Annotated in this window: 12 protein-coding genes and 1 other annotated feature (1 of these 13 cut by a window edge); all 12 genes read right to left on the reverse strand. The window is 28.2% G+C overall.

Annotated features, from left to right (window positions below; all coding sequences use genetic code 11):
• Window positions 1-89 (reverse strand) — a binding site (T-box leader); it reaches 152 nt to the left of the window's first position.
• 141 nt (window positions 90-230) lie between these two features.
• A complete protein-coding gene (locus tag DR020_RS05930) occupies window positions 231-1,664 on the reverse strand; it encodes an NADP-dependent glyceraldehyde-3-phosphate dehydrogenase (protein ID WP_112365498.1) in 1,434 nt (477 codons plus the stop codon).
• A gap of 431 nt (window positions 1,665-2,095) precedes the next feature.
• Window positions 2,096-2,344 (reverse strand): hypothetical protein, encoded by a 249-nt coding sequence (locus DR020_RS05935; RefSeq protein ID WP_112365499.1) that lies wholly within the window; start codon window positions 2,342-2,344, stop codon window positions 2,096-2,098.
• A gap of 189 nt (window positions 2,345-2,533) precedes the next feature.
• Window positions 2,534-4,222, reverse strand: a complete 1,689-nt coding sequence (locus DR020_RS05940; protein WP_112365500.1) for an FAD-dependent oxidoreductase — start codon at window positions 4,220-4,222, stop codon at window positions 2,534-2,536.
• 4 nt (window positions 4,223-4,226) lie between these two features.
• Window positions 4,227-4,790 (reverse strand): alkyl hydroperoxide reductase subunit C, encoded by a 564-nt coding sequence (gene ahpC / locus DR020_RS05945; RefSeq protein WP_055258958.1) that lies wholly within the window; start codon window positions 4,788-4,790, stop codon window positions 4,227-4,229.
• Window positions 4,791-5,126: 336 nt separating this feature from the next.
• Window positions 5,127-7,079: a methyl-accepting chemotaxis protein gene (locus DR020_RS05950; RefSeq protein ID WP_112365501.1), complete on the reverse strand. Its 1,953-nt coding sequence runs from the start codon at window positions 7,077-7,079 to the stop codon at window positions 5,127-5,129.
• Complete coding sequence (locus DR020_RS05955) at window positions 7,072-9,141, reverse strand: efflux RND transporter permease subunit (RefSeq protein WP_112365502.1); 2,070 nt, start codon at window positions 9,139-9,141, stop codon at window positions 7,072-7,074. Before DR020_RS05955 ends, DR020_RS05950 begins: the two co-directional genes overlap by 8 nt.
• 206 nt (window positions 9,142-9,347) lie before the next feature.
• Window positions 9,348-10,274: a DMT family transporter gene (locus tag DR020_RS05960; RefSeq protein WP_055258963.1), complete on the reverse strand. Its 927-nt coding sequence runs from the start codon at window positions 10,272-10,274 to the stop codon at window positions 9,348-9,350.
• Between the two features lie 77 nt (window positions 10,275-10,351).
• Window positions 10,352-10,912 (reverse strand): TetR/AcrR family transcriptional regulator, encoded by a 561-nt coding sequence (locus tag DR020_RS05965; RefSeq protein WP_055258965.1) that lies wholly within the window; start codon window positions 10,910-10,912, stop codon window positions 10,352-10,354.
• A gap of 81 nt (window positions 10,913-10,993) precedes the next feature.
• Entirely contained in the window at window positions 10,994-11,317 is a 324-nt protein-coding gene (locus DR020_RS12610) for a LysR family transcriptional regulator substrate-binding protein (protein ID WP_321523635.1), read from the reverse strand.
• Window positions 11,310-11,882 (reverse strand): LysR family transcriptional regulator, encoded by a 573-nt coding sequence (locus DR020_RS12615; protein ID WP_265327739.1) that lies wholly within the window; start codon window positions 11,880-11,882, stop codon window positions 11,310-11,312. Before DR020_RS12615 ends, DR020_RS12610 begins: the two co-directional genes overlap by 8 nt.
• Window positions 11,883-12,065: 183 nt before the next feature.
• Complete coding sequence (locus tag DR020_RS05975; RefSeq protein WP_055258968.1) at window positions 12,066-13,760, reverse strand: oleate hydratase; 1,695 nt, start codon at window positions 13,758-13,760, stop codon at window positions 12,066-12,068.
• A gap of 139 nt (window positions 13,761-13,899) precedes the next feature.
• A complete protein-coding gene (locus DR020_RS05980) occupies window positions 13,900-14,466 on the reverse strand; it encodes a TetR/AcrR family transcriptional regulator C-terminal domain-containing protein (RefSeq protein ID WP_055258970.1) in 567 nt (188 codons plus the stop codon).
• Window positions 14,467-14,468: the final 2 nt, after the last annotated feature.

The raw sequence follows: 14,468 nt of genomic DNA on the forward strand, positions 1-14,468 counted from the left end.
TTCGTATTTCTTCTAAATAAAAAACTCTCATCAATGTTTTTCTTTCTGTAATTTTCCAAAATACTACTCTACTTTTTCATCGCATTTTAATAACCTACTAAATTTATATGTTTAGTGTGTTTTTGTTGTTGAATTTATTATAGTACAACTTTTTTTGAAAATCAATAGTAATTTTATTTAAATTATATAAAAAAGCCGTATCAAAAATTGATACAGCTTTTTACAATTAATTATCTATTTATGTTTATTACAGTTACTTTTTCTATAGTCATGGATTCTATACTTTTTCTAATTCCTTGAACCCCCATGCCTGATGATTTTACTCCTAAGAATGGTAAATGATCTGGGCCACGTTCTGTACGTCCATTTACTTGAACTGTTCCTACTTCAAGTTTTGGAGCTATGTTAAAAGCCCTATCTATATTTTGCGTAAATATACTTGCTTGAAGTCCAAATTCTGATTCATTAGCAATTTTTATTGCCTCTTCATCTGAATTTACTCTAATTACAGGTAATACTGGACCAAATGGTTCCTCCCAAGCAATCCTCATATCTAATGTTACATTATCTAAAAGAGTTGGATATATTAAATTACCTTCTCTCTTATTTCCACAAACTAATGTAGCTCCCTTTGCTAAAGCATCATCTATAAGTCCTTGTACATAATCAGCAGACTTTTTATCAATCAAAGGAACTATTATGCTATTTTCTTCTGGTGAACCTACTGTAAGCTTATCTACTTCATTTTTTAATATATTAACTAACTCATTAGCTATTTTCTTATTTGCCAACACTCTTTTTATGGCTGTACATCTTTGTCCTGAATAGGAATACGCACCAGATATTATTTGTTTAGCTACAAAGTTTAAGTCAGCATCATCACAAACTACAGCTGGATCTTTTCCTCCAAGTTCCATAACTAAAGGAATCATCTTTGATTTTTCAGCTATATGTTTACCAGTTTCACTACCTCCTGTAAATGAAATCATATTTATTCCTTCATGCTCTGTTAAAAAATCTCCTATAACTGACCCTTTTCCTGTAACAAGATTTAAAATTCCTTTTGGTATGCCTGTCTTATCAAGAGCTTCTATAATTTTCACTGCTGATATTGCTCCTTGAGTTGCAGGCTTAAATATAACAGCATTTCCAGAAACTAATGCTGGTGCAATCTTTGCTACTGACAAATTAACAGGATAGTTAAATGGTGAAATTGCTAGAATAACACCCAAAGGTCTTTTTGATATAATGGCTATCTTAGAATTATTGCCACCTTCAAAATTTTCTCCTGACATACTTTCGTTATACATATGAACTGCTTCCTCAATTGTATAACGAATAAAATCAATAGTTCTACTTACTTCCTTAAGAGCATCATTATAACCCTTTCCAACCTCTTTCATAATAGTTGTTGCGATATCTTCTTTATTTTTATTAAGCTCATCCATCCACTTATAAAGATATTCTCCACGTTTACGTACAGTTAAAGTTGCCCATTCCTTTTGAGCTTCCTTTGCAGATTTTATAGCCAAATCTGCTTCTTCTTGAGTTATTGCTTGGACTTTTCCTACTTCTTCATTTGTATACGGAGAGATAATACTAATTGTTTCTTTAGAATCACTATCTTTCCACTGTCCATTTATATAATATTTATATGTACTCATAATTTTCCTCCTATGTTTAGATATTTTAACCATTATTAAGTGTATTTGTAATACACTTTTTTTAATCATTGTATATTCAAATTAGTAAATTTATATATGAACTTCTTATATGTTAAATTATAATAGTTTTATATAAATAAAATATGATTAGGATTACAAATTATAAAAATTTTATTTAATACTCTCCTCAAATTTTTATTCTTTTCATAACTTACTTTTGCCTTTTTCTTTAATTATTATTCTTTAACTAAATCATTTTAAATTTTATCTAAACCTTGATTTCATCTTACTTTGAATCTTATATAGCTAATAAATTCATATAAAAAAAGTTATGCTAAAAAACACAACTTTTATTCTATATATAAAAAATTTCACAAATATTTGATTTATTATATATTTTAAATTTTTTTGCATTATAAAACTTTAAGTTTTTATCTCCCCTTTATTTTAATCTTTAAATTCACGGTTTCCTTATTGTCTTTTATATCAATAACATTTTTCTCTAATTTAGATTTACTTTTTAATGATTCTTCCTTCTCTCTTAATCTTATATCTAATAAATTATTATTTATTTCTTCCATAAATCTATTAATTGTTATTAAATTATAAACAAATACAATTAGTAAAATTACTATTAATAATATTAGTATTACATCTAATATTATATTAGCTTTATCCATTGTTAATCTCCTTACTAAAGCACACTTATAAACTATAATATTATTTTTTTTAATATAATGTTCTTAAAAATTATTCCTCCATCAATATAAAAAACATAACTCTTTTAATATAAAAAGAGATAGTGTAATCCCACTATCTCCTTCTATATTTAAAAATTATATTGATACTTTATTTAACTTTAACACTACTTATCTTATAAAATCTATAATCTCATCTATTTTTTTAGCACCAAAATGAACTTCATTATTATTTATAATTATGGCTGGTACACTCATTATCTTATATTTTTCCTTAATGTCTTTAAAATTTGAAATATCTATCATTTCAACCTCTATATTTTTATTTTCTATAGCCATTCTTTGTGTTGCAACAACAACATCTGGGCATAAATGACAGGATAATGATACACATACCTTTATATTAACATTTTTATCTATATTCTTTATAGCTTCTAATGTTGTTTTAGCTATTTCTTGACCTTTTCCACCAAGATTATATATAGCTAATATAAACGAATTTAACTCATGACCACCTGGAACTCCATGAAACTTAACTCTAGCATAATTACCATTATGGTCTAAAAGAGCGACTATTGGATATTTATCAGCATGTATGGTATTTTCAATACTTAAATTTTCACCCTTTTTATAAATAGCACACTTTACTTTCTCACCTAAATCACAAATATCTAATATAAAATCTCTAAGTTCTATAGACTTTGGATTTGTTTCATCAACTATTGAAACAAGAGTTACTTCTCTCTCCAATTTGTCTAAAACAGCTTTTAATTGTACCCTTAGTCCATCGTTTAAAAGTTTGCTCTTTCTTGAAATACTACCTAAAGCTTCATTTACTTCAGGAGATGTATTCTCTTTTCTTTGAGTTTTATTAGTTTTATTAGTTTTATTAGTTTTATATCCCTCGTCTTTTATTCCAAGTCTTTCTTTTAAATCAACAATATACTTTTCTGCCATAGTTGCTGCAATTGCTCCATCAGATACCGCAGTAACGATTTGTCTTAACTGTTTAGGTCTTAAATCTCCTGCTGCGTAAACACCCTTTATATTAGTTTCCATATTCTCATTAGTTACTATATAACCTCTTTCTATTTCCAAAACATCTTTAAAAAGTGCGCTTTGTGGTTCATAACCTACAAAAATAAATATACCAAAAGAACCATCTTCAGGTTTTGCACGATATTCAAAAACTTCTCCAGTTTTATTATTGATAAATTTAGCATAATTTACTAAATTTTCTCCACCCGCCTCTAAAATTTCAGTATTAAATTTGACCCCAATCTTTGGATGAGCTAAAACCTTATCAGCAATTGATTTAGCACAAGTAAATTCTGGCTCTCTTGCAATCACTGTAACCTTAGTTGCATATTTTGTAAGGAACATTGACTCTTCTGCTGCTGCAAATCCTGCACCAACTACAAAAATCTCTAAACCCTCAAACAGTTGTCCGTCACAAGTTGAACAATATGCAATTCCTCTACCCATAAACTCTTTTTCACCCTTGAATCCAAGTTTTCTTGGAGAAGCACCAGTTGCTATTATCAAAGCTCTACCTTTTACTTCCCCTTTATCGGTTTTTAATATCTTTATATCTCCCTTTAAATCAACTTCAGTTACTTCAGCAGACATAAAGTTTACCCCAAAGTCCTCAGCTTGTTTTCTCATTTCTCCCATAAGCTTTGGACCATTACCATTTCTTACTCCCGGATAATTATCAATGTTATATGTTTTGTTTACTTGACCACCTAGTTCTTCCTTTTCTATAATTAATGTGTTTATTTTTCCTCTACCTGCATAAATACCAGCAGTAAGTCCAGCTGGACCACCACCAAGTACTAATAAATCATATATCTTTTCCATATTATTATAATTTTCCTACTAAATCTAGGCTTGGTATCAACGTTTCTTCACCTGGCTTCCATTTAGCAGGACATACTTGATCTCCATGAGCTGCAACAAATTGAGCTGCTTGAACTTTTCTTAATAATTCTTCAGCATTTCTTCCTATTCCATTATCATGAATTTCGTAAGCTTTTATTTCTCCTTCTGGATTTATTACAAAAGATCCTCTTAAAGCTAAACCTTCTTCTTCAATCATTACCTCAAAATCTCTAGCTAATTTTCCTGTTGGATCTCCAATCATTGGATACTGAATTTTCTTTATTGTATCTGAAGTATCTGCCCATGCTTTGTGAACAAAATGAGTATCTGTTGATATAGAGTATACTTCACAACCTATTTCTTTAAATTTCTCATAGTTATCTGCTAATTCTCCAAGTTCTGTTGGACAAACAAATGTAAAATCTGCTGGATAAAATACAAATACTGACCAATGCCCCTTTAAAGATTCTGATGTTACCTCTACAAATTCTCCATTGTGATACGCTTGTGCTTTGAATTCTGAAACCTTCTTACTGATTAATGACATAACAAATCTCTCCTGATATTTAATTTCAAATGATAATTTTTATCATTTACTTCTTGTAATTAATAATAACTATTAATTAATAGTTTGTCAACACTTTTTCTTGTGTTTAATAAATTATTTTTATAACTTACTTTTACACTAATCTTTATTTATTATTCATCAAAATCCCTATGTATAATTAGGGCAATTTTATAAAAAAACAGATATAAATAATCTAATATTTACATCTGGTTTCTTTAATACTTTATTATCCTCAAAATAATTATAAACATTAATTTATAAAATCTTGTTTATCTATTTTAATAAAAACAAATGCACAAAATCATCTCATCATAACTACTTTTTGAAAAATAGCCTTATAATTTTTTGAAAGAAATTTAAATGTTCTTCCTTAACCTCTTCTTGAACCTCATTATTTATTTCAATCCCCTTAGTTTTCATTACAAATTGCACAGCATTTATTTCTCCATTTTCTGATGATGCAAATGATTCTGGTTTATAGTCTGTATTTTTAAATTCATCTAACATATTATTTATTTTATCATCAACCTCTGTATCTATATTTTTAGTCTTATCTCTCATCTCAGATGTTCCATCATTTAGTTCTTCTGCTCCATCTTCTAAACTTATAGTTCCATCATACAATGTTTTTGTTCCCGTATTCAAACTTTCAACACCCTTTTCTAAATCTCCAATTCCACTATAAAGAGTTTGATAGCCTTTAACTATTTGTTCATATGCACCTGTATAAGAATTAATCCCACTATCTAATGTTGCATAACTATTTACAAGTGTGTTTAACGCTGTTTTTAATTCTGTTAGTTTACTTAAAAGACTTGGAAGCTTTTCAATAGCTGGGTTTAACTCATTTTTATAAGCGTTATTTAATTCTTGAATTGCTTTATGTTGTGCATCAATACCATCATCTAATGCACATATTTTTTCGTATTCTTCTTCAATCTTTTCATGAGCTTGGCTACCTGCACTTGTTACATTCTTATCATATTTATTAGCAATTTCAATTATATGGTCAAATAAAGCTATATACATTTTAAGTGCTTCATCATCTGGATTTTCTGCAAGTTTTGCTTTAGCATCATTATATGCATTTAGATAATCTTCCTTGTTTGTTATTGAATCAAATTCTTCTTTAAAATTCGTATCTTTTATTTGAGCTAATTTTTCTCTAACTACTTCTAATATCGGATTCACTTCATTATATATTTTTGTATTTCCTTGAGCCAACTCCTCCATACCACTTGCAAACTTATTACTACCTTCAACTAATTGCTGAACTTGATTACTTGCTTCATTCAAACTATCTAAAGCACTATTTATAGTATTTAATGCATTTAAAACTTCTTTTGAGCCATTTGTTAAGCTAAAAGAATTGCTGTTTAACGTGTCCATAGCCTCTTTCAATGTCTTAGAGCCATTTTGAAGTTTTTCAGCACCACTAGATAATGAATTTGTTCCATCTAAAAGACTTTTTGTTCCACTCGATAAATCTTTGCTACCACTATATAAATCACTAGAGCCATCATCTATTTTAGCTACACCATCTCTAAGCTTTATAAGGCTATCTTTAAGGTCTGAAACATCTATGTCATCAATTGATATATTCATAGGAACTGCATTAATTGTTATAGGATCCATTTCAAAATCAGTTACATCTGCCTCTATGGTAAACTCTGAATTACCCCCTGCTAAAATCGTATAAGTTAACTGTTTTGTATCTCCAACATTTGCAATAGTCGCTTGTTCTGAAACTATGTCTTTGCACTTCTCACTATTAAAAGTTGCAGTCATTTGCAATAAATAATTATCAAAGAAAGTATCCTCCATATCTTCATTGTCTTTTATAGATATTGCTATTTTTAACTTTCCACTTTTTCCAGCTAGACTACTTGCTTGTACCTCTTTATCATCTAAATAGTAAGAAATATCTATATTCCATGGTATTTTTGTACTTTCCATATTCCCTTGATAATAAAACATTCCATTATCATCTGTATTAAAAGTAATCATATCCCCATTCACTTTTATTTCTTCATTTGTACTTAAATTTAAAACTGATGAATACTTACCATAATCAGTTATTGTAGTTTGATTTCCTGCATCAAACTCATTTACTACATAAATCCCCTCAACAGAACCATCATCCTTTAAATTTATATACACATTTTCTTCTTTATTGTTTGCATTAACGTCAGCATAAGCTGTTGTCATAGGTGCGACAAATAACATAGCCATAGATATTGGTATAATTTTTTTTATAGTTTTATTCATTTATTAAAATTTCCCCCTTATTTTTCTTAGTAGTTTTTGCTATCAACTTATCAAGCAACATTAAAAGTGCTGGTAAAACAAAAAGTACTAATATTAAAGATAAAATTGCGCCCCTACCAATTAAAATTCCAAGCTGTGCTATTATTGAATTTGTTGATATTTCTCCTAAAATTATTCCTGCTGTTGCAAGAATTGATGCTGATGTTAAAATAGATACCGTTGTTGTTGAAATTGTTGCTTGTGTAGCCTCTTTTTTGTTCATAGTTTCCCTATTTTCTATATATCTATTTGTAAACAAAATAGCGTAATCTATGGTAGCTCCAAGCTGAATAGAACTAATTATTAAATAAGCTATATAAAATACATCATTTCCTATAAAGTAATTAAAAGTTAAATTAGACCAAATAGAAAATTCTATAACAAGCACTAAAATTATAGGTAATGATAAGGATTTAAATGTTAATAAAAGTATAATCATAATTGCAATTATAGAAATAGCATTTACCTTTTTATTATCATCTTCAATGGTTTCTTTTAAATCAAGAGTATTTACGCTTTCTCCAAGAAAATAATAACTATCATTATAATATTTATAAGCTAAATTTCGTATTTCATCTATTAAAGCAAATGTTTCATCTCCCTCAACCTTTACATTTGCTACAATTATAAATCTACTATAATTATCTGAAATTAATTGAGACAATGTATCGTCTGGAACATACTCAGTTGGTATTGTTATCCCCACAGTTTCAGCATAAGATGTAATTGAAGTTATCTTATCTATATTTTCTAACTCATCACATAAAGCTCTTTCACTAACTAAATCACCTTTAGGAACCATTAGTACCAAAGGATTAGTTTTGCCAAACTCTTTATTAATAGCAGCTGTATCATGTCCTATTTTTGTACTTTCGTCTGAATAAATTTCAGATGCCCCATAACTAAAACTATTATTTTGTTGTGCTAAAAAACATGGAATTAAAAGTAGCAAAAATAAAATTATTGATATGTGTCTAAACTTATAAGATACCTTTGCAAATTTATTAAACTTAGGCATAAAACTTTTATGCTGAGTTTTATCTATCAATTTGTAACAATATAAAGCTAATACAGGTAATAGCACTAAAACACTTATTAAACTAAGACATATAGCCTTAAGCATTACAAAACCCATATCAGGCCCTATCTTAAATTTCATAACAATTAAAGCTGCAAATCCCACTACTGTAGTTAGCCCACTAGACAAAATCGACGATACCGATTTTAATATTGCTTCTTTCATTGCTTCCTTTACAGCTAATCCCTCATTCCTAAACTCTGAAAATCTATGAAGAAGGAATATTGAATAATCCATAGAAACTGCTAATTGTAATATACTTCCCGCTGCCTTTGTAACAAAAGAAATCTCACCTAAAATTAAATTTGTTCCTGAATTTATTATAATAGCTATACCAATTGTAGATAAAAATAACACAGGCTCAAACCAAGATGAAGTAGTCAAAAATAAAATTATTAAAATAATAGGAATTAAAATTACCATCATCTTTATAAGTTCTTTTTCTGTTGTTTCTTGTGCAAATACTATATTTACAGCACTTCCAGAAATCATTCCGTTTTCTCCAATTATCTCTCCTATCTCATCAATAGCCGATTCTTCATTATCTTCATTAACAGTAATACTAAATAACGCCTCATTATTCTTATACCAAGATTCTATAGTATCTTGATTTTGAAGTTCTAAAGGTTCCTTTATATTAACAACATCATCAAGCCATTGAATATCATCTACTCCATCAACTTTCTTTATCTTTTCTTTGTATTTAAGAGCATCAACTATAGAAACATCTTTCAAAACTACACGAACATTTGCAGCACCTTTATCATACTCCTCATTCATAACATCCAAAGCTTTAGTCGAAGGTGCTTCCTCTGGTAAATAATCCATTATATTATAATTTATATTTACCATAGATGATGTAAAAAGAGATATTACCGTTGCTAATATAAAAAATACTAATATACTCTTTTTATACTTTAAAATTCCATTTACTAACCTTTCCACTTCTCCTCCTCTCCTATAATAAATAACAAATTCACTTATTATAAACAAAAACAAGTTATAATATCAGATGTTTCTTTCATTTTTGTACTGCTTATTATAAATATGTTTTAAATAATAGAGAATATGTGGAAAATTTTTATTTAATGCTTACTTTAAATACAAAAAAAGCACACTTTAAAAGTATGCTTTTTTTCTTTTGGCACTTATTAATTTAAAACTTTTTTCTGCTTATTTACTAAAAAAATTCCTATACAAACTAAAATAAGTGCTATAAAAGTTTTTATATTAAATATATTTTCATCTAAGAATATTGATGATAGTATTGTTCCAAAGACAGGTATTAAAAAATAAAATACTGCTATTTTACCTACTTTATTATATTTAAGAAGCAATGTCCATAACGAAAATGCTACTGCTGACAAAACCGCCATATATATTAAAAGACTTATTGACTCTATGTTAAAGTTTAATAAATATCCCCCAAAACTTACTCCTAAGATAACAAGTACAATTCCTCCTATAAGAAGCTGATATCCAGTTATTATAAATGTATCTTGTTTTTGAGATAATGTTTTTCCATATATAACAGCAGCTGAAGTTACAAGCGTTGATAATACTATAAGTACATCTCCCTTTAAACTAAAACCAGAACTAAAACTACCGTTGAAATTAACTAAAACAACGCCTGCAAAACCTATTATACAACCTAAAATCTTATTTAGACTGATTCTATCATTCTTATACAAAAAGTGAGCTATTATTATACTAAAAAATGTCCCAGTTCCATTTAAAATAGCTGCGTTAACACCACTAGTATATGATAACCCTATATAGAAAAAAGTGTATTGAAGTGTTGTTTGAGTAATCCCTAAAACTATTAGTTGAATTATTTGTTTTTTATTTAATTTAAATACCTTTTTCTTTAAAATTATCGCTAAAACTAAAACTATTATTCCTGCTAAAACAAATCTATATCCTGCAAACACAATTTTTGAAGAAAGATCATTTTCCGCTATATTAAAAACTTCATATCCTATTTTTATAGCAGGATATGCACTTCCCCAAAGAAAACAACATATCATTGCAAAAATAATAATTATTTTTTTATTAGTAAAAAAATCTTCTTTATTCATCTATCTCCTCATTAGTTTAAACCTTTGCCACAATTCTACATAAGCAATCTAACATTCACTCAAATTTATATATTACTTTAATTTATTTTCTCTAACTTTTTAAGACCAGCTTCTATATCTCCTTTTATTAATTTGCTTAATTTTTCAATTATATATTCAGGCTCATCCTTCATCCCCATACGAATCCACTCTAAAGATAATCCCACAAAAGCGTACTTATAAAAATCAGCAACAAATTTTTTATCTTCCTCAGACACATTCATTCCTTGTGCTTTTTCTTCAACTATATCCTTAAGAAGCCCATATACAATGCTATAAAGATAGTTTTCTAAATACTCACGACCAATTGAATTATATGCATTTATAATTAACTTTTTATCATTATTTACATACTTAAAAGCCTCAAGAAATCCTTGATGCCATGTTGTATATGTTTTTTTATTTCCTACTATTTTTTCAGCTTCTTTAATAAAAAACCAACCAAGTAAATCATAGATATCATGAAAATGATAATAAAAAGTTTGTCTATTAACTCCACAATCTTCAACTATATCTTTCACAGTTATTTTATCTAAGGTTTTAACATGTAATAGTTTTTTTAATGAATCTGCTAATGCTATTTTTGTTATACTAGACATACTTACCCTACCTACTTCCAAAATTCACTATATTTCCAATAATATTATACCAATATATAGTCCATTAGTTAAACAATTAATTTATATGTTAATACTTTTAATAAATTTATCCACCAAATAAGATTTTTCTTCATTTTTACGTACACAAATATATATTTTATTTTTAGGTATTTTACATTCCACATAAACTCTTGCTAATTTTTTAAGCTCTATAAATTCCCTTACAGCCATTGATTGACAAAAAGTAACCCCATAACCTTGCTGAAGAACTAATAAAGTTTCATGTAATTCTCCAAATTCCATAGCTATTTTAGGCGATTTAACCCCATATGTATAACAAAGAGATTTTAAAATATTTCTAGCATAACTACCCTTTTTCTTTATTATAAAAGGTTCATTAACAATTTGAGCTAGCGTTTAGCGTTACACTTTTATTAGCATATTTGTGCTCTGGCGAGACTACAAACCATAACTCATCCTCTGCTATTGTCATAGAATCAACTTTATCTTCATAATTTACTATATCTCCTCCCAAAATTCCAATATCATACTCATATGATACAATCTTTTCTATGGCATAATCACTATTCATTAAACTTATTTCAATATTCACATCTTCATTTGCTTTTTTAAATGCTGTTACCCAAAAAGGTAATAAAAAATTCCCTAAAGTATAATTTCCAACTATTTTTAATGTACCAGTTTTGCCCTGCTTATAATTTTCAATTAATGTTTCTAGTCTATTTTCTACTTTAAAAATAGCCGCAGCTTCTTTAAACAACTCCTCCCCTATATCTGTTAAACATATTCCTCTATCCTTAGCAGCAAATAATTTTATATTATTCTCCTTTTCAAATTTCTTAAGCTGAACTGTAATTGCAGGTTGACTAATCATTAACTTTTCTGCCGCTAAAGTAACGCTCCCAAGCTTCGCCACTGTATAAAACAATCTTAATCCATGTAAATTCATAGAAAAACCTCAATTCATATATTTTATTTATTAATTCAATAATATATATTATACATGCAAATGTTTTTATTTTATTATTATTCTAAAAACTTCTTTTAACCTTATAAACCTTTAAAAATACAAAAAAATCCTACCAAAAAATTCTCTTGGTAGGATTTTAAATAAATACTTAACTATTTTTGCTTATAGAAGTTTTAAAAGCTCTGTATGCTTTAAAAGTTCTCCTAATGGAATGTCTTTTAATGATATATTATCAAGTCCAAGACAAGTTTTTGCAGCATTTGCTAAAACTCTAATATCATATTGACTTGGATAAACTGGATCTACCACTTTTCCAAGATCCATAAGACCATATACTGCCATCATTGCACTTCTAACTGAATATTCAACAGTAAACACACAATCATTTGCCACCTCTGCATATTGTCCTAAGAAACCAAAGTTCTTACTACCTGCTGGAATTACCTCTGGTCTATCTCCTTTTACACGAGGCATAAATTGAGAAGTTATATATGGCATCATGCTTGGAATTACATTAACTGTATGGCTTAAAATTTCAGGAATTTTATCTTCTAATCCCATATGATATAAAAGTTCTTCAAACATTTCACGCCCTGTACAATCAGACATTGTCTTTTTAATATAATCTCCTTCAACGTCAAGATTTAAAGCATATGCCCATAAAACTTTAACATTCTCTGGTTGATTTATAAAATGAGGGTCTTTTGGTACAACCCAACTCATAAACCAACTTGAATCTTTTATTGTTACAAGACCACCCATTCCTGGCTTGTCCCCTGTAAGCTCAAGCAAATATGGGAATACAATATCATCATCTTTTAAAGTTACTGTAAAAGATAACCATTTTGTCTTATCAATATCTGTGCAAAACTTTTCTGGATTACCAAAATCTGATGATTTTTTAGCTATTTTTTCCCATACACTAAAACATCCTTTTTCGTCTGAACGATTAAGTATAGCTGGATTATTTAAGTCGCCTCTTGTAGTGTTTTGAGTCATTGAACCATTTGTAAATAAAACTAAATCATCAGCTTTCACAGAAATAGCATCTTCTACTCCGTCCCTTACATAATGAATTTTAGTAGCTACCTTTTCATTATTTGAAAAATCAAAATCTATATCTAAAACCTTATACCCTTTATCAAAACATACATCATGCTCTTTAAGCCATGTGATTAATGGTAAAATTAAAGAATCATATTGATTATATTCAGTATGAAGAATTCCTTTAAGTTTATTCATTCCACCTATTAAGTGCATGAATCTTTCCATATAACGCTTAACTTCTACAACGCTATGCCATGGTTCAAAAGCAAACATAGTTGCCCAGAAGTACCAAAAGTTTGTCTTAAAGAATGATTCTGAAAAATATTCTCCAATTGTTGTAGCACCTAAAGCTTCCTCTGTTAACATATGAAGTTTACCAAGTTCCATTGCATTTTCCTTTGATAAACCTAAGCTTGAAAAATCTGCTTTCTCACCTTTATTATGAACAAGTCTACAATGTGATTCTATTGGTTCTTCAAGATTTAATTCTCTAAATTCATCTAACACACTTCTATTTTTATCTTTTAATGATGGAATAAAACTAAACAACTCCATAAAACATTCAAAATGTTCTTCTATCTCTCTTCCGCCTCTTGCTGTATACCCTTCACTTGGTGTTCCTGCACCGTCCATAGAACCGCCATATATCTTAGATTCCTCTAAAATATGTATGTTTTTCCCTGGCATGTGTGCATCTCTTATTAAAAATGCTGCTGCTGATAAAGAAGCAATACCCCCACCTATTAAATATGCTTGTCTTGCATCAATATTTTTTGGTGCAATTGGATTAATTTTTTGATAATTTCCCATAATAAACACCTCTCATTTTCCTTAAAATTCATTTCTTGATTATAGAATACTTCTTTTAAGAAAATAATGGTATAAACAAAAATAAGAATATGTTTAAAAATTTCACTCATCTATAAAATTGTGAAATTTTATTATCACTTTACGCTTTTCTATTGCCCATTATTAAATTATAATAAAGCGTATTATTCATCATTCTCTCTATCCTACTCAAAATTGATTCTACCTCTTCTTTAAGACCATTTCTAAGCCATAAAACAAATTCACCTACAATAGCTAAAGTATAAAATCTAGTATTCTCATATTTTACATTCTCATCTATACATATATCACTAGTAATATCCTCTATAACTAATTTTAACGCATTAAAAAAAGTATTATATATAAATTTTTCTAAAAAATCTCTTCCTAAAGAGTTAAATGTATTTAAACATATTTCTTTATTCTCTATTGTATAATTTAAAATCATGCTAGCTGCAATTTTCCACTCTTTCAAATTGCAGTGTTGCTCTATATCTTCAATAATCTCATGTTCATAAAGCCAACCTAAAAGTTCATATATGTCATTAAAATGATTATAAAAAGTTCTCCTTGTTATCCCACATTTATCAGTAACCTCTTTCACAGTAATTTTGTTTATTGAACGAGTAACCATTAAATCTTTTAAAGAATTAGCTAATGCCCTCTCAGTTGTTAAGGAATTTGACAAAT

Source organism: Sarcina ventriculi (assembly GCF_900456775.1).
In the GTDB taxonomy this organism is placed as follows: Bacteria; Bacillota; Clostridia; order Clostridiales; family Clostridiaceae; genus Sarcina; species Sarcina ventriculi.